The sequence below is a fragment of the Flavobacterium sp. WV_118_3 genome, assembly GCF_039778605.1.
In the GTDB taxonomy this organism is placed as follows: Bacteria; Bacteroidota; Bacteroidia; order Flavobacteriales; family Flavobacteriaceae; genus Flavobacterium.
The window spans coordinates 620,001-635,411 of sequence record NZ_CP156060.1 but is presented as its reverse complement, the minus strand read 5'-3'; the positions used below and the strand labels follow the sequence as shown (position 1 = coordinate 635,411).

At 40.3% G+C, this 15,411-nt stretch carries 16 protein-coding genes (1 of these 16 cut by a window edge); 6 read left to right on the top strand and 10 right to left on the bottom strand.

Translation table 11 applies throughout. The annotated features are described in order from the left end of the window. The first annotated feature begins 54 nt into the window (after nucleotides 1-54). Nucleotides 55-549, top strand: coding sequence for an SRPBCC domain-containing protein (locus tag ABFU83_RS03035; protein WP_347068830.1), 495 nt, complete (start codon nucleotides 55-57; stop codon nucleotides 547-549). Between the two features lie 49 nt (nucleotides 550-598). Here the strand turns inward: ABFU83_RS03035 and ABFU83_RS03030 are convergent, their stop codons facing one another. After that, a complete protein-coding gene (locus ABFU83_RS03030) occupies nucleotides 599-2,065 on the bottom strand; it encodes an aminoacyl-histidine dipeptidase (RefSeq protein WP_347068828.1) in 1,467 nt (488 codons plus the stop codon). Between the two features lie 130 nt (nucleotides 2,066-2,195). After that, a complete protein-coding gene (locus tag ABFU83_RS03025; RefSeq protein ID WP_136404460.1) occupies nucleotides 2,196-2,480 on the bottom strand; it encodes a (2Fe-2S) ferredoxin domain-containing protein in 285 nt (94 codons plus the stop codon). 114 nt (nucleotides 2,481-2,594) lie between these two features. Here ABFU83_RS03025 and ABFU83_RS03020 point away from each other — a divergent pair, with 114 nt between their 5' ends. Then, nucleotides 2,595-3,656 carry a DUF3810 domain-containing protein gene (locus ABFU83_RS03020; RefSeq protein WP_347068826.1) on the top strand — a complete coding sequence of 354 codons (1,062 nt, stop codon included), beginning with the start codon at nucleotides 2,595-2,597 and terminating at the stop codon, nucleotides 3,654-3,656. 29 nt (nucleotides 3,657-3,685) lie between these two features. Here ABFU83_RS03020 and ABFU83_RS03015 read toward each other — a convergent pair whose 3' ends face one another. Next, a complete protein-coding gene (locus ABFU83_RS03015) occupies nucleotides 3,686-4,987 on the bottom strand; it encodes an NAD(P)/FAD-dependent oxidoreductase (protein WP_347068824.1) in 1,302 nt (433 codons plus the stop codon). A 172-nt stretch (nucleotides 4,988-5,159) separates the two neighbouring features. On the opposite strand from ABFU83_RS03015, the gene ABFU83_RS03010 reads away from it, so the two are divergent. Together ABFU83_RS03010 and ABFU83_RS03005 are read left to right on the top strand one after the other, a co-directional pair. Continuing rightward, nucleotides 5,160-5,654 carry an RNA polymerase sigma factor gene (locus ABFU83_RS03010; RefSeq protein WP_347068822.1) on the top strand — a complete coding sequence of 165 codons (495 nt, stop codon included), beginning with the start codon at nucleotides 5,160-5,162 and terminating at the stop codon, nucleotides 5,652-5,654. 14 nt (nucleotides 5,655-5,668) lie between these two features. Continuing rightward, complete coding sequence (locus ABFU83_RS03005; RefSeq protein WP_136404464.1) at nucleotides 5,669-6,310, top strand: hypothetical protein; 642 nt, start codon at nucleotides 5,669-5,671, stop codon at nucleotides 6,308-6,310. A 38-nt stretch (nucleotides 6,311-6,348) separates the two neighbouring features. Here ABFU83_RS03005 and ABFU83_RS03000 read toward each other — a convergent pair whose 3' ends face one another. Together ABFU83_RS03000 and ABFU83_RS02995 are read right to left on the bottom strand one after the other, a co-directional pair. Further along, a complete protein-coding gene (locus ABFU83_RS03000; RefSeq protein WP_347068819.1) occupies nucleotides 6,349-7,158 on the bottom strand; it encodes a lysophospholipid acyltransferase family protein in 810 nt (269 codons plus the stop codon). Nucleotides 7,159-7,214: 56 nt separating this feature from the next. Next, nucleotides 7,215-7,853, bottom strand: a complete 639-nt coding sequence (locus tag ABFU83_RS02995; RefSeq protein WP_136404466.1) for a CoA pyrophosphatase — start codon at nucleotides 7,851-7,853, stop codon at nucleotides 7,215-7,217. A gap of 94 nt (nucleotides 7,854-7,947) precedes the next feature. Here ABFU83_RS02995 and ABFU83_RS02990 point away from each other — a divergent pair, with 94 nt between their 5' ends. Next, a complete protein-coding gene (locus ABFU83_RS02990; protein ID WP_347068817.1) occupies nucleotides 7,948-8,391 on the top strand; it encodes a DUF4268 domain-containing protein in 444 nt (147 codons plus the stop codon). Nucleotides 8,392-8,403: 12 nt separating this feature from the next. Here ABFU83_RS02990 and ABFU83_RS02985 read toward each other — a convergent pair whose 3' ends face one another. Further along, nucleotides 8,404-9,630 (bottom strand): glycosyltransferase, encoded by a 1,227-nt coding sequence (locus tag ABFU83_RS02985; RefSeq protein ID WP_347068815.1) that lies wholly within the window; start codon nucleotides 9,628-9,630, stop codon nucleotides 8,404-8,406. 93 nt (nucleotides 9,631-9,723) lie between these two features. On the opposite strand from ABFU83_RS02985, the gene ABFU83_RS02980 reads away from it, so the two are divergent. Continuing rightward, nucleotides 9,724-10,305: a tRNA-(ms[2]io[6]A)-hydroxylase gene (locus ABFU83_RS02980; protein ID WP_136404469.1), complete on the top strand. Its 582-nt coding sequence runs from the start codon at nucleotides 9,724-9,726 to the stop codon at nucleotides 10,303-10,305. A 54-nt stretch (nucleotides 10,306-10,359) separates the two neighbouring features. Here ABFU83_RS02980 and ABFU83_RS02975 read toward each other — a convergent pair whose 3' ends face one another. From ABFU83_RS02975 to aspA, 4 genes are all read right to left on the bottom strand, one after another. After that, a complete protein-coding gene (locus ABFU83_RS02975; protein ID WP_347068812.1) occupies nucleotides 10,360-11,535 on the bottom strand; it encodes a porin in 1,176 nt (391 codons plus the stop codon). Between the two features lie 19 nt (nucleotides 11,536-11,554). Then, nucleotides 11,555-12,898 carry an anaerobic C4-dicarboxylate transporter gene (locus ABFU83_RS02970; protein WP_347068810.1) on the bottom strand — a complete coding sequence of 448 codons (1,344 nt, stop codon included), beginning with the start codon at nucleotides 12,896-12,898 and terminating at the stop codon, nucleotides 11,555-11,557. 92 nt (nucleotides 12,899-12,990) lie between these two features. Next, complete coding sequence (locus ABFU83_RS02965) at nucleotides 12,991-14,061, bottom strand: type II asparaginase (RefSeq protein WP_347068808.1); 1,071 nt, start codon at nucleotides 14,059-14,061, stop codon at nucleotides 12,991-12,993. A 16-nt stretch (nucleotides 14,062-14,077) separates the two neighbouring features. Beyond that, nucleotides 14,078-15,411: the 3' portion of an aspartate ammonia-lyase gene (aspA, locus tag ABFU83_RS02960; RefSeq protein ID WP_347068806.1), read on the bottom strand. The gene runs 76 nt beyond the window's last position; the window shows 1,334 of its 1,410 coding nt (coding positions 77-1,410); the start codon falls outside the window, past its right edge — the gene reads right to left on this strand; its stop codon occupies nucleotides 14,078-14,080.

Below are 15,411 nucleotides of genomic sequence, written 5' to 3'. Positions count from 1 at the left end.
ATCGCTATACCGCCTTAGAATTTTCGCTAAATTTGATTTTCAAAACGGCTTCTTATGGAAAATTTCGACTGGACCCGGTTTACACTCCGGATTGCAATAAACACAACACTACCAAACCTTTACGATGCCTGGACCAAAGCTTCCGAACTGGAAAAATGGTTTCTGAGTCGGGCGGATAGTTTTGAGGCCGATGGCACCCTAATTCCGAAAAATCAGAATGTAAAACAGGACTATCGTTATGAATGGAACTGGTATTTATATCCCGATCTTGAGATGGGTACTTTTACGCAAGCGAATGGCAAAAATTCCTTGCAATTTACCTTTGCCGGTCAATGTCTTGTGGATATTTCATTAATGGAACAGGACAATTTTGTAATCGTAGAACTAACGCAGAAAAACATCCCTACCGATGATCACTCTAAAAAAAATATCCGATTGGGTTGCCACGGTGGCTGGTCGTTTTACCTTGTGAATCTGAAGTCAGTCTATGAAGGCGGATTGGATTTACGCAATAAAAACACCGACCTGAAACCGATGTTAAACAACTAAAAAAGGGTTATCGTAATGACAACCCTTTCCTATATTTAAGCAATACCGTTTAGTTTTTTAACGGAATCTGTTGTAGAATTTCCAATACGAATTTCCAGTATTTCTGAGCCGATGCAATCGAAGCTCTTTCATCCGGGCTATGCGCTCCTTTGATCGTAGGGCCAAAAGAAATCATATCCATATCCGGATAATTGGTTCCTAAAATTCCACATTCCAATCCGGCGTGACAAGCCACTACATGTGGTTTATTTCCGTTTTGTTTTTCGTAGATTGACGTCAGCACATCCAAAATCGGTGAACTCACATTTGGCGTCCATCCCGGATACGAACCGGCAAAAACCACTTCACATCCAATTAATTCGAAAGCCGAACGCAACGCATTTGCCAAATCAAATTTTGAACTTTCAACCGAAGAACGCGTTAAACACTGCACGGTAATTTTTCCGTCTTTAACGATAACACGGGCAATATTGTTGGAAGTTTCAACCAAATTTTCCATATCGGCACTCATACGGTAAACACCATTATGAGCGGTATACAAGGCACGAATCAATCCTTCCTGAACACCTAAATCCATAACCGTAGCCGGTACTACATCGGATTTTACGATTTCGATGGTTAGGTTTGGTTCCGTTGTTTTAAACTCGGCTTTAATATCGTTGATTACTTCCTGCATATCGAAAACAAAAGCTTCATCATAAATCTGAGAGATGATCACTTTTGCCACACTTTCTCTTGGGATAGCGTTACGAAGACTTCCACCGTTGATTTCTGCGATTTGTAATCCGAAGTTTTCAAATCCGTCAAACAACAAACGATTCATAATTTTATTGGCGTTACCCAAACCTTTGTCGATATCCATTCCGGAGTGCCCTCCGTTTAGTCCTTTAACCGTAATGGTATAGCCTACCGAACCTTCGGGAGTTTCTTCTTCGTTATACTCACGAACCGCGGTTACATCTACTCCACCGGCACATCCGATATCGATTTCATCGTCTTCTTCCGTATCCAGATTTAAAAGAATCTCACCATCCAGTAAACCACCTTTTAATCCCATTGCTCCGGTCATTCCGGTTTCTTCATCAATAGTAAAAAGTGCTTCAATAGCCGGATGCGGGATATCGTTACTTTCTAAAATCGCCATGATGGTAGCCACACCCAATCCGTTATCCGCACCTAAAGTCGTTCCTTTGGCACGAACCCAGTCACCATCGACATACATTTCAATTCCCTGTGTATCGAAATCGAAAACGGTGTCGTTATTTTTTTGGTGTACCATATCCAAATGCGATTGCATCACGATTGTTTTGCGGTTTTCCATTCCGGCAGTGGCCGGTTTTTTAATGATGACGTTACCCACCTCATCTTTCAGGGTTTCCAATCCTAGTTTGTTTCCGAAATCCATCATAAAAGCAATCACGCGTTCTTCTTTTTTAGAAGGCCGCGGAACAGCATTTAAGTCGGCAAATTTATTCCAAAGCTGCTTAGGCTCAAGGTTTCTTACTTCCTGGCTCATTATTTTACCTTTTGTAGTTATACTTCAAATTTTGAATCCCAAAGGTACAAAGATTTTCAGCCCGGGAAAATGATAATTCGGGGAATTTTAAATAAAGAAAAGGGATGTTATTTCAAGACGGAAAGGACTGTTATTTTGCAATGGTAAGTATCGGTGGTGCGATATATTCTTCAAAAATTTGAATAGCCTTTTTTTCAGACACATCACCAAACCAAAGATTTTCCGGTTGTACGGCGATCACCGGTGCACATTTACAATTATCGGTACAAAACGTTTTTACCAATGCCACTTCGTTTTTCAATCCGGCTTCTTTTACCAGCGTGCGGATTGCTTTGCGATTGTGTTTATTCTCCTTGCTGCATTTGCTACCATCACAGAAATAAATCGCTTTTTGAGGTGCGTCTAACTTTTTCATTACCAGAATAATTGCGTTTGTTATTTTTATCTATTCTAATTAAATGCAAATATACAATAAGAAAATTAACAGGATCTTAAATTAACATTTTTTATATTTATAAAAATTTTGTCGATGAAGAAAAAGCTCGTATTACCTGTATTCCTTGTGTTTCAGTTTGTTATATTAAAATTGCTTTCGTTTTTCCCCGAGCTTGTCGAACGTTATTACAGCAATGGTTTTTATCCGGTTTTATCCAAAATTTCGCGTATTACTTTAGGCTGGCTTCCGTTTTCTGTTGGTGATCTACTCTATGGCATCGTTATCTTTCTACTTCTAAAATGGTTGTGGAACAAACGGAAAACCTGGAAAATCGACTGGAAAGAAAATTTACTACGTCTTATCGGTTTTGTTTCCGTTTTTTATTTTCTGTTTAACCTGTTATGGGGCATCAATTACATCCGCGTACCCTTATATCAAAAACTGGCACTCGAACGCGATTATTCGACAGAAGAACTGATCGCTTTTACCGAACGGGTGATTGTAAAAGTGAACGCCATCCATTCGCAAATTGAAAAAAATGACAGTCTGAAAGTAGTTGTTCCTTATACCCGTGATGTGATTTTTGAAAAAACACAAAATGGATATGAACATCTTTCAAAAGCCTTTCCGTTTTTTACTTATAAGCATCCCTCCGTAAAAAAATCGCTGATCAGTACACCCTTAACCTATATGGGTTTTAGCGGTTATCTGAATCCGTTTACCAATGAAGCTCAGGTAAATGCTTTGATTCCGTTGTCAAATTTTGCCACAACCACCTGTCACGAAATGGCACATCAAATTGGTTATGCTTCCGAAAGTGAGGCCAATTTTATCGGCTATATGGCTTCTATTTATAACGATGATCTTTATTTTCAATATTCCGGATATACGTATGCCTTACGGTATTGCCTTCACAATATCGAATTAAAACAGGAAGGTCGCAGTGAAGCCTTACTTCCTTTAATCCATCCGGGCGTTCTCGAAAACTTTAAAGATTCGGATACTTTTTGGGACAAACATCAGAACATCATGGAACCGTTGTTTAAAATCTTTTACGACAATTTCTTAAAACTCAACCAGCAAAAAGACGGCATGGAAAGTTACAGCAAGTTTGTGGACCTGCTGATTCATTACTATCGCAACAAGCCATTATAGAAAAAGACGCCGGATTGGCGTCTTTTCATTTATAATTCATCGGGTATAAAACTCTGCGAACTTTTCTTTTTATAAGGTCGGATGATCAATCGTCCTTCCCGATCAAAACGGATATAATTATATACCCAGTTCATAAATACAACCGCTTTATTTTTAAATCCAATCAGGGAAAACAAGTGGACAAACATCCATACAAACCAGGCAAAAACGCCGTTAAAATGCCAACGCGGTAAATCAACCACCGCTTTATTCCGACCAATAGTAGCCATCGATCCTTTATCCTTATAGACAAAAGGTTTCATCTTTTGCTTCTGAATTTTTCGGAGAATATTCTGTGCCAATAACGCCCCTTGTTGTAACGCCGGCTGTGCCATCATAGGATGTCCCATCGGATAGGTATCGCTGACCATGGTGGCAATATCACCGATGGCAAAAATGTTGTCATCCCCCAAAACCTGGTTGCATTCGTCTACTTTAATCCGCTCGTTTCCGGCTAATGCTTCGGGTTTTAAACCTTTAATTGCCGCGCCTTTCACTCCGGCCGTCCAGATTACGGTAGCCGATTCGAATGTCAGATCCGAATTGGTGGTTACCGTTTTACCGTCGTAATTGGTTACGCGAACGTTTTTCCAGATGCTAACGCCCAGTCCGCTTAAAAATTCCTCTGCTTTCCGGGATGCTTTTGGTGACATCGCATCCAGGATTTTATCGGTTCCCTGAATCAGGTTGATTTCCATTTTCCGAACGTCCAAGTCCGGGTAATCTTTTGGCAGAATGGCTTTCTTCATTTCGGCCAATGCTCCGGCCAGTTCCACTCCTGTTGGTCCGCCACCTACGATTACAAAATTCATCAGACTCAATCGTTCGTTGATATCGTTTGTAAGCAATGCCTGTTCGAAATTTTCAAGAATCAAACTGCGGATATTGAGTGACTGCGGTATGGTTTTCATCGCCATACTATTTTTTTCAATCTCCTTATTTCCAAAATAATTGGTTTTGGATCCGGTAGCAATTACCAGATAATCGTAGTATAAATCACCTATATCGGCGGTGACTTTTCGGGTTTCCGTATCGATTTCCTTTACCTGCGCCAATCGGAAATAAAAATTATCGTAATCCTGCACCACTTTTCGGATCGGATAGGCAATCGACCCGGCTTCGAGTCCACCGGTTGCCACCTGATACAGCAACGGTTGAAACGTATGGTAATTGTGTTTATCCAACAGGACCACCTGAACATTTTTATTACGCAATTTTTTAGCCAGCGCAATACCGGCAAAACCACCTCCAATAATAACGATACGTGGAAAACTCGATCGGGGAATGTTCATTTTTTCTTTTTCAATTTAGCTTCTAAAGTTACGAAGTAAAATTGGCTCTCCCGCTATTTTAAATGGGATTCTGCGGGCGAATTCCACGGATTTCTGATGCGATTGTTTCAAGGTCAAAAAAAATAAAAAGAGTAACTTGTAACAATTTCTAGTATCTCGACACTAATCGGTTATGAATTCGAACCTGGAACAGTCCTTTGTATCGCAATTAGAACAACATCAGAACATTATACACAAGATTTGTCGGCTGTATACTTCTGATGAAGATTCGCATAAAGACTTGTTTCAGGAAATCACAATTCAGCTTTGGAAAGCATTTCCTCAATTTCGCGGTGAGGCAAAATTTACCACCTGGGCCTACCGGGTTGCGTTGAATACGGCTATTACCTTATACCGAAAGAAAGTCAAAACGGTAAACACCATCGAGTTTGACGGTAAAATACACAAATTCAATCACGAGGATTATAACTATGAAGAAGAAGAACAGATCAAGTTGTTGTATAAGGCCGTCCATCAGTTAAACGATATTGAAAAAGCCTTGGTTTTCATGTATCTGGAAGACAAGGATTATACCGAGATCGCCGAAACATTGGGCATTAGCGAAGTAAACGCCCGTGTAAAGATGAACCGTATAAAAGGGAAACTAAAAAAAATTGTAAATCCATAACGGGAGCGATTGTCATGGAAGAGTTAGATTTATTAAAAAAAGACTGGAAGAAAAACGAGCATTCCTTTCCGAAGATTACGGAACAGGAGATTTATGCCATGCTGCATAAGAAGTCGTCTTCCATCGTAAAATGGATATTCATTATCAGTATACTGGAAATGATTGCCTGGAGCCTGATTAGTTTTTTTACGGCAGATGAAAATTACCTGAAAACACTGGAATCCTATCACATCAAGACGTTAGTCACCACTTTTACAGTGATCAACTATATTGTTATCTTTTCCTTTATATTCCTGTTTTACCGGAATTTTAAAAGTATCAATACAACCGATAGCGTGAAGTCGCTGATGAAAAACATTCTGAAAACACGAAAAACCGTTCAATATTATATTTGGTATAATCTGGTGATGATTGGTATTATTTTTATCACGATGATGGTGGCCACCTGTATTTATGACGAACGCTTTAACCGTATGTCCGGGCAATTCGAAGGCAATGATCAAGGTATGTTGTTCTGGATGATGATTTTGGGCTTTACGATTGTATTCTTCGGACTATTCGTAGGAGTCATCTGGTTGTTTTACCGACTGGTGTACGGTTTCCTGTTACGTCGACTGTATAAAAATTACGAAGAGTTAAAGAAAATTGACTTATAAAAAAAGCGGCTTACAAATTGTAAGCCGCTTTTTTTATATTAATAATCCCATTGTCGTTGTCGGTTGAGTTCTTCCTGTGCTTCGATTTCTTCGGCTGGAATTACTTTTAGAAATGAGGGGTGTTGTTCGATAGCAAATTCAACTTTTTCAACGATCTCATCTATGGAATCATTTTCATAATCGATATCCAAAGGTTCTTTAATGATAAACGATTGCAGGATTCCTTTTTTCTTTAATCGCAATCCTTTTTTGTCGAACGAACGACGGAATCCATCGATAACAATTGGTACGACTATTGGTTTATGTTGTTTGATGATATGCGCGGTTCCTTTTCGAACGGGTTTAAACGATTTGGTCGTTCCCTGCGGAAAGGTGATTACCCATCCGTCTTCCAGTGCAATTCGGATATTTTCGGTATCGTTTGGATTGACTTCCCGCTTTTCGGTTACGTCTTTTCCTTTCGACCGCCAGGTGCGTTCTACAGTAATAGCACCTACATATGACAATATTCTCGGCAACAAACCGGATTGCATGGTTTCTTTGGCAGCCACATAATAGATATTCAATTTCGGTTCCCAAAGGTATCCGATGTTTTTGATATTGTCTTCGCGACCTTTTAAACTGGCGTTAAATACGTGAAACATGGCCACGACATCGGCGAAATAGGTTTGGTGATTTGAGATAAAAAGTACATTTTTATCCGGTAAAGCCCTTATAATTTCCGATCCGTCGATTTGCAATTCATTAAAGCCGCGATACCGTCGGTGCGTAAGAGCACCAAAAACACGGATCAGCCATTTTTTCAAAAAGAGTATATGACCAAAAGGATTTCTTTTAAACAATCCCATTTTTTTTACTGTTTAATTTCCAAAAAAGAACTGCAAATGTATAGAAAACAAATCGATTAGATTACATTCTTAACAGTTTCTTTGAGTTCGCTCATCATCATGGCTGTTGCGCCCCAAACGATATGGTCTTCAATCTGAAAAGCCGGTACTTTAATATTGGTAGCATAGGATGTTGTCATGGTTACTTCCACGATAATTTCATCATTCAGAAAACGTTCCAACGGTAATTCGATAATCTGAGCCACTTCTTCCAGTTGGGGAATAAAATGAAGTTCCTGATGGGCAATTCCCATAAACGGTGAAACCAGAAAATTGCTCGGCGGAATGTAGATTTCGCTAAAGGGTTTGATGACTTCAATTTTGCTGGGTGCGATTCCCACCTCTTCGTGTGTTTCCCGTAGGGCGGTATGAATCAGGTTCCGATCTTCGGGTTCGACCTTTCCGCCGGGAAAAGCAATCTGCGAAGAATGGATACCGGGATAGGAATTTCGGACGATCAGTACGAGATGCGGCACATTATTTTTCGGGTAAAAAAGCATCATTACCGCGGCTCTTCTGGGATTTTTATCAACATAGCTGGCTTCTTTCAGGGTCGAAATACGCTCCAGGGGTGCCATTTTTATATGTGCATCCGACGCCAAAAGCTTTTCTTTTTCTATTTTTGGAATATATTTTAAAAAATCCTGAAAGTCCATCGTTTTTGTGTGTTTTCTTTTAAAACCTAACTATAAAGTTACCTCAAAAAAAACTCATGGCAAATTTTTATTAAAACAAATATTCAAAGAAAAAATGTTCAGCAAAGAAGAAGCACAAAAGATAAAAAAAGAATTCTGGACCGAATTTGCGGAAGCGTATCCCCGGAAATGGCTCTTGTATGATACCAAAATCAAAGACTTTTCCTTTAAATTTTATGTCGATAATAAAAAGGCACAGGTTACGCTGGATATTGAGAGTAAAGACGATGAAAAGCGAAAAATCTATTATGAAAAAATAGAATCCCTACGTACGATCTTGCATGAGGATTTTTTACCGGAAGCCGTTTTGGAACGCCATTATTATCTGGAAACGGGAAAAGCGATCAGTAAAGTTTGGGTCGAAAAAACCGGAATCAGTTTGTTTAATCGCTCCAGCTGGCCGGAAATTTTTGATTTTTTTAATGATAATATGGATGCTTTCGAACGTTTCTTTTATGAATATGAAGATTACATCCGTGATCTGGAAATCAACACCTAAAAATAAGGCTGCCTATCGGGTAGCTTTATTTTTTTCGGCGATCCACTTGGCCATATAATGCGTACTTTGCATTGAATGGTGTTGCAGCATCGCTCCTATAAAATTGGAATCTCTGTGTTGTTTTAAATTGGCTTTCAGATGTCCTATTCGTTGTTGTAATTTTGCCCAATGTGGTTTGGCTGTGTAACGTCCGCTACTGATCCGGTAACCGTTTTGTTGTTTTTGATACCATAGTTCCGAATCGGAATACAATACTGCTGCTTTAGCAATAAAAGTCGCATTATCGTCGGCGATAAAACCATTCCAGTCACCGTTATCCTGCATCGATTCCGCGCCAACTGTAGTCGTTACCGTTGGCGTTCCGTATACCATCGCTTCGAGTAGCTTCCCTTTTATTCCAGCTCCGAAACGGATCGGTGCGAGTAAAACCCTGGCGTTTGCGATTACTTCCCTTGCCTCGGATGCTCTTCCCATCACATAAAAACGCTCTTTCGGATTGTGAAGATCCGTTACTTTTTGAGTGGCGTAAGCGCCGTAAATCCGCAAGGTAGCTTCCGGCAATCGTTCTTTTAATTCCGGCCAGATTTCATTTTTAAGTACCCAGGCACAATTCCAATTGGGTTCGTGAAAAAAGTTTCCGATAAAAACAAAATCCTTTCGCTCCGGGAATGAAAGCGACGTACCTTCCATCGGTTCGATCAATAATGGCAGATAGTGTAAAATGGCTGCATCGACCTTAAACTGGTTTTGCAATAGGTTCATTTCAAATTCTGAAATCATCAGGGTCAAATCCGATCGAAAAATACTGGCAATTTCCCGTTTCGCGATTTCGGACGACTGTAGTATTTCCCGGTAATCGGTTTGCTTTTTATAAGCCTGACGTCTTGATTCGCGCAGACAGTGCAGGTCTTCGGTATCGAGTAACCGAATCGCATCCGGACAGTATTTTGTGACACGCCAACCAAATTGCTCTTCCATCATAAAACGATCAAACAACACCATAGTCGGTTGTAACACTTTTATATAATCATCGAAACTGGAACAATTCAATTGGATATTTTGGGTTTCCACGCCTATGCCTGGTAAGTCAACTGCAAATTCACTATGTGCCGCCGGACTGGCGAAGATCACTTTATAACCTTCAGACTGAAAAAAACGGATCAGTTGCAGCATTCTGCTACCGGCCGCCGACGAACCCGGTTCCGGCCATACATAACCAATGATGAGTAGTAACGGCATTTTGAATCGATAATAAAAACAAATATACTACTTGTCGCTACGCATTTCGGACTTTCGTCGTAAAATTGTATTTTTACAGCTAAACTTTATACAATGTTAGGCTTAAAATTAAAAACAGACCCGAGATGGGTAACGATTGTAGAATCGAACATCCAGGAAATTTTGACGGATCATGCCTGGTGTGAGCAAAAAGCGGCTACAAATGCCATATCGATTATCACTATTAATTCTGAAAAAGTAGACCTGGTAACCGAAATGCTCAAAATTGCCCGGGAGGAACTGGAACATTTCGAGATGGTTCATGAGATCATCAAAGAGCGCGGACTGGAATTGGGTCGGGAGCGGAAAGACGATTATGTAAACGAACTGGCTAAATTTATGATCAAAGGTGGTAGCCGAAATCAGGCTTTAGTGGATCGTTTGTTATTTTCGGCCATGATTGAAGCCCGAAGCTGTGAGCGTTTTAAAGTTTTATCACAAAATATACAGGATGAAAAACTGGCTACTTTTTACAGAGATTTGATGATCAGTGAAGCCGGGCATTATACTACCTTTTTAGGATTTGCCCGAAAATATACCGAAAAGACCGATGTAGACAAACGTTGGCAGGAATGGATTGAGTATGAAACGTCGATCATTACCAACTACGGAAAACAGGAAACCATACATGGTTAATCAAAAAATCCCCTTCTGAATCAATCGGAAGGGGATTTTTAGTAAACAAAACAATTAAAAAATTAGTAGCGGAGCAATGAATCCGACACTAAGACGTCCCGTATTGTAATCGGTTTGACCTAACTGTTCCTGTGCATACGAAGAATAGTTATAATAACGGCCTACATAGGATACGAAGAATCGTAAATTAAGATCTTTAAAAGGCAAATACTGAACCGACGGTATAAATCCATAACTGGCTCGGACATGATTCACCCCACTATTGGCATCGACCAGATTTTTGGCATAGGCGTTGCTGTGCATTAAGGTCAGCGACAGGTTCACTTTTGGTGCAATCAGGTATTCTGCACGAAGCCAGTTTTCCAGATACGAAACATTTTGCTGGATACTCACTTCTTCACCCGGGATCATATTGGTGATAATCCCTTTACGGTCGATTCCTTCGTTACTATACTTAAAATCATATAGTAATGTTAGCTTTTTATCCTGATACTTATGTCCTAAGGAATAAAAATTCATTCCCTTTTTGGTTGTTTCTTTAAAAAAGCTGTAACTATAAATCGTTTCGAATTTTCCACCAAAAAAGCGTCCTCTCCAATTGGTGATATATGCCATTGGAACTTTAGCTTTTTCCAGATTTACCGGAACTCGATCCTGGTAGACATCTTCAAAATCGGAAACCCTGGAATTTAGCATCTGTAAGCCAAAAGAATGGTTTTGAAATGCCTGATAGGTAATTCCGGCACCGGTTAAGAAGTTATCCGCATATTCGAGAATATCGTTGTATTCCAAAATGTCGATCGGATTCAGGTCGAATTCATATCCTCCCCAATCGGCACTCATTTTACCGAGATTCAGGCGTATTTTAGGAGACAATTCAACCCCGATATATGCCATATCGGTCGACCGGCTTAAGTTATCCCGGGAACCCGGATTGGTGGCTCTGGTATAGCGATCCCGAAACCGGAAATACACTTTATCGTGTATTTTTCCTTTAATTTCAAGACGCATCTGATTATTCCCAAATGCCGATTCCTGGAATTTTCCGTCCCGAAAAAAGTTATCATTGGCAAATTGCATATTAAAAATGATATCTACATTTTTGAGTAAATCCAATCGTTCCTTAGGAATAATGGGTTTAGAAAGAGTGTCCTTACTCAGTTGATGGTCTTGTCCCGACATTACGGCCTGAGCAAAGAGAAACAGTATTAAAAGAACATATTTTTTCATGGCATGTATATTAAATTATCTATAAAAAGGCACCTATCAGGAACCCCGCTGCGATAGCAACGATCACGGCGACGAGTCCCGGTACCATAAAACTGTGGTTGACCACAAATTTTCCGATTTTGGTACTACCGGTTCTATCAAAGTTGATAGCGGCCAATAATGTCGGATAACCCGGCAAGACGAAATCAGCATTTACAGCCGGGAAAATAGCGATCAGTGCATGATGTGGTACGCCCAATGCCATCCCTAATGGCATTATGGTTTTTGTTGTAGCCGCCTGACTAAACATCAAAGCACCTAAAGCAAATACGGCAATGGCAAATGTCCATGGATGTGCCGTAACGATTTCTTCCATAAATCCTTTAATGGCGACCTGATTGTGTCCCATAAAGGTTGCACTCATCCAAACGACTCCAAAAACGGAAACCACTGCTGTAGCCATAGCGCTAAACAAGCTCACTTTGGTTACATCGACAGCACTGGTTTTGGTTAGTAGCATCATTAATGCCGAAGCTGTTAACGTGACAATACTGATTACCGCCACCATTTTCAATTCACCATTGGCCGTTAAAACCAAAGAAGCTTCTCCCGCTCCGAATTGTGGTAACAACTGCGGACAGGCTCCAGCCAAAACGATTAATAGTACGGCTATCGCAAAAATAACCACCGACGTTTTGGCTCCTTTTTTAAGTTGTTGGGGTTTATTTCCCGGTTCGGAGTCCAAACTTTTAGCAAACTCAGTATCCTTCATTTTTTCAATAAAAATGGGATCGTCTTCCAGTTCTTTCCCTTTTTTGAGTACGACGAAACAGGAAAATAAGATTCCGATAAGACAAGCCGGGATACAAATTTTCATGATATCGATTAATGCTCCGGGATAGGCTAGTATTCCCGCTCCGGCAAAGGCTGCTGTTGCGGCACTCATCGGACTTCCGGTTATCGCAAGGTGCGACGCAATTACCGATACACTTAACGGACGCTCCGGTCGGATTCTTTTTTTGGCGGCCACTTCCGAAATAATGGGTAGTAAGGAATATAATAAATGCGCCGTACCGGCAAAAAGGCAAAAGAAATATACTGTAAAAGGCGCAATAAAAACAATATTGGAAGGATTGCTACGAATGACCTTTTCGGCCAACTGGACTAAATAATCCAATCCGCCGCAAGCCTGTAATGTTGCAGCTGTCGAAACGATCGCCATAATAACAAGCATCACATCGATTGGAGGATCACTCGGGCGCATTTGAAACAGGAAGACAAAAATCATCAGGCCGACCATTCCCATAACACCAAGACCAATCCCTTTCATTTGGGAACCGATCAGGATCATGGCTATTAAAATTATAAACTGTATCAATAACATAGGCGTACTATTTACGTTTATAAAAGACTCACAGGAGACAAAGGGGAAAACAGACTGTCATCCCTTTTATCCTATACTGTAAAAGAACTTTATTAATATTTGAAAAAGAGATCCTGAATCGTCTGCTGATCATTTGTCTGTGTTAACGCCAGCATCAGCAAGACACGCGCTTTTTGCGGATTCAGATCATCGGCTACCACAAACCCCAATGTTTTGTCATCGACTTCATTCAATAGTGTTACCCTTCCGGCACCGGCACGGGCAGCACGACAAACGATTACTCCTTTTTTGGCAGCATCGGCTAGTGCTTTACCAACCGGAGCGTTATAATTACCATTTCCCATTCCGGCATATACAATACCTTTGACACCTTCTTCAACAGAAGCTGTTATCGCTCTTGGACTGGCATCGGCATATCCGTAGATAATTTCTACCTGAGGTAGTTTTTTCAGTCCTTTGATATTGAATTTCTGAGCCGGTGAACGAAGTGATTTATAGTAATAACTCACTTTTCCATCATAAATCAGTCCGATCGGGCCGAAATTTCGGGATTTAAAAGTAGCGGTACTTGTGGTAACGGTTTTCGTCACATCACGAGCGGCATAAATCTCTTCATTCATGGCTGTCACTACTCCAATTCCCTGACTATCAGCAGCAGCAGCAACGGTTACAGCATCAAATAAATTCCGGTTACCATCCTGACTCATTGCCGTAGCGGGGCGCATTGCTCCAACCAAAACCACAGGTCTGTCTGATTTAACTGTTAGCGATAAGAAATAGGCTGTTTCTTCCTGCGTATCCGTACCATGTGTTACCACCACACCATCGGCTTCATTATTATCGAAAATGGCATTAATACGGTTACTTAATTTTAACCAGGTATCCACATTCATATCCTGACTTCCAATTTGAGCAATCTGTTCTCCTTTAATACGCGCCAATTCATGAATCTGTGGTACTGCATTGAGTAGATTATCCACTGGAATCTGTCCGGATGTATAGGCTGCTTTTGAGGAAGATTCTCCTGATCCTGCAATCGTTCCACCAGTGGCGAGAATAATGACACGTGGTAAATTCGCATCTTTGGTTTTTGTAGTTTTAGATTGTGCCTGTATTTGAAAAACAATCAATACGGCAAACAAAACACTTATTATTTTTTTCATCGTTATAGTGGTTAAATTAAGATACAATCAATTTCGGGTGTATTAAATTATCCATTGCATATATCTCATTCCATTTTTCCTGAGAGATCAGTTTTCTTTCGAGTACTACGATCTCATGGATATTTTTACCCGATAGTAAGGCTTCGCCTGCAATGCTGGCACAGGTTTCATACCCCAGAATAGGATTTAACTGTGTCACGATACCAATACTATTCATTACTAATTTAGCACAATGTTCTTTATTAGCCGTAATTCCGGTTACACATTTATCAACTAAAGTGTTAATACTATTACCAAGATACTCCAAAGAAGTAAATAGTGCAAAACCGATGACCGGCTCCATTACATTGAGTTGCAGCTGACCCGCTTCGGCAGCCATAGTAACGGTTACATCCTGACCGATCACATAAAAACAGGTTTGATTGACCACTTCCGGGATAACCGGATTCACTTTACCCGGCATAATGGAAGATCCCGGTTGACAAGGAGGCAGATTGATTTCGTTTAATCCGGTACGCGGTCCTGAACTCAACAATCGCAAGTCATTACAAATTTTGGACACCTTAACTGCAGTTCTTTTTAGGGTTCCCATTGCCAGAACAAAAGCACCGGTATCACTCGTCGCTTCTATTAAATCGGGTGATAGCAATAATGGAAGGCGGGTTTCTTTGGCCAGATATCGAACACATAATTTCGGATAATCTTCCGGAGCGTTAACTTTTGTACCAATAGCTGTTGCGCCCATATTTACCTCCAAAAGGAGGCTTTGTACTTCTCGTAATCGTTGAATATCTTCACCAATAGTTGTCGCAAAACCATGAAACTCCTGACCTAAAGTCATCGGAACGGCGTCCTGTAGCTGTGTTCGCCCCATTTTTAACACCTCTTCAAATTCTCTTCCTTTTAGAGCAAATGCATCTTCAAGACGTTTCAGTATTGTACAAAATGTGTTTAATTTGTAATAAAGTGCCAAACGAACAGCCGTGGGATAGGCGTCATTTGTAGATTGTGAACAATTCACATGATTGTTTGGATGCACATATTGATAAGCTCCTTTTTCATGCCCTAAATATTCCAGGGCAATATTGGCTATTACTTCATTAGCATTCATATTGACAGAAGTTCCGGCACCACCCTGAATCAGATCGCTAACAAACTGATCGTCGAACTTACCATTGATTACCTGATCACAGGCAAAACAAATGGCATCTGCTATTTTCGGATCCAAAACCCCACAATCTCTATTGGCTAAAGCCGCTGCTTTTTTTACCTGACCTAATGATTTGATCAATCCCTTTTCATTCATAAGGGTAATGCCTGTAATATTAAAATTTTTTTTCGCTCGGAAAG

What these genes read in the sequence shown, in the direction of transcription:
- ABFU83_RS02975 (WP_347068812.1), bottom strand. Translation starts at nt 11,535, where the DNA reads ATGAAAAAATATGTTCTTTTAATACTGTTTCTCTTTGCTCAGGCCGTA.
- ABFU83_RS03030 (WP_347068828.1), bottom strand. Translation starts at nt 2,065, where the DNA reads ATGAGCCAGGAAGTAAGAAACCTTGAGCCTAAGCAGCTTTGGAATAAA.
- ABFU83_RS03010 (WP_347068822.1), top strand. Translation starts at nt 5,160, where the DNA reads ATGAATTCGAACCTGGAACAGTCCTTTGTATCGCAATTAGAACAACAT.
- ABFU83_RS02980 (WP_136404469.1), top strand. Translation starts at nt 9,724, where the DNA reads ATGTTAGGCTTAAAATTAAAAACAGACCCGAGATGGGTAACGATTGTA.
- ABFU83_RS03020 (WP_347068826.1), top strand. Translation starts at nt 2,595, where the DNA reads ATGAAGAAAAAGCTCGTATTACCTGTATTCCTTGTGTTTCAGTTTGTT.
- ABFU83_RS02995 (WP_136404466.1), bottom strand. Translation starts at nt 7,853, where the DNA reads ATGGACTTTCAGGATTTTTTAAAATATATTCCAAAAATAGAAAAAGAA.
- ABFU83_RS02990 (WP_347068817.1), top strand. Translation starts at nt 7,948, where the DNA reads ATGTTCAGCAAAGAAGAAGCACAAAAGATAAAAAAAGAATTCTGGACC.
- ABFU83_RS02985 (WP_347068815.1), bottom strand. Translation starts at nt 9,630, where the DNA reads ATGCCGTTACTACTCATCATTGGTTATGTATGGCCGGAACCGGGTTCG.
- ABFU83_RS03025 (WP_136404460.1), bottom strand. Translation starts at nt 2,480, where the DNA reads ATGAAAAAGTTAGACGCACCTCAAAAAGCGATTTATTTCTGTGATGGT.
- ABFU83_RS03035 (WP_347068830.1), top strand. Translation starts at nt 55, where the DNA reads ATGGAAAATTTCGACTGGACCCGGTTTACACTCCGGATTGCAATAAAC.
- ABFU83_RS02970 (WP_347068810.1), bottom strand. Translation starts at nt 12,898, where the DNA reads ATGTTATTGATACAGTTTATAATTTTAATAGCCATGATCCTGATCGGT.
- ABFU83_RS03000 (WP_347068819.1), bottom strand. Translation starts at nt 7,158, where the DNA reads ATGGGATTGTTTAAAAGAAATCCTTTTGGTCATATACTCTTTTTGAAA.
- ABFU83_RS03015 (WP_347068824.1), bottom strand. Translation starts at nt 4,987, where the DNA reads ATGAACATTCCCCGATCGAGTTTTCCACGTATCGTTATTATTGGAGGT.
- ABFU83_RS03005 (WP_136404464.1), top strand. Translation starts at nt 5,669, where the DNA reads ATGGAAGAGTTAGATTTATTAAAAAAAGACTGGAAGAAAAACGAGCAT.
- ABFU83_RS02965 (WP_347068808.1), bottom strand. Translation starts at nt 14,061, where the DNA reads ATGAAAAAAATAATAAGTGTTTTGTTTGCCGTATTGATTGTTTTTCAA.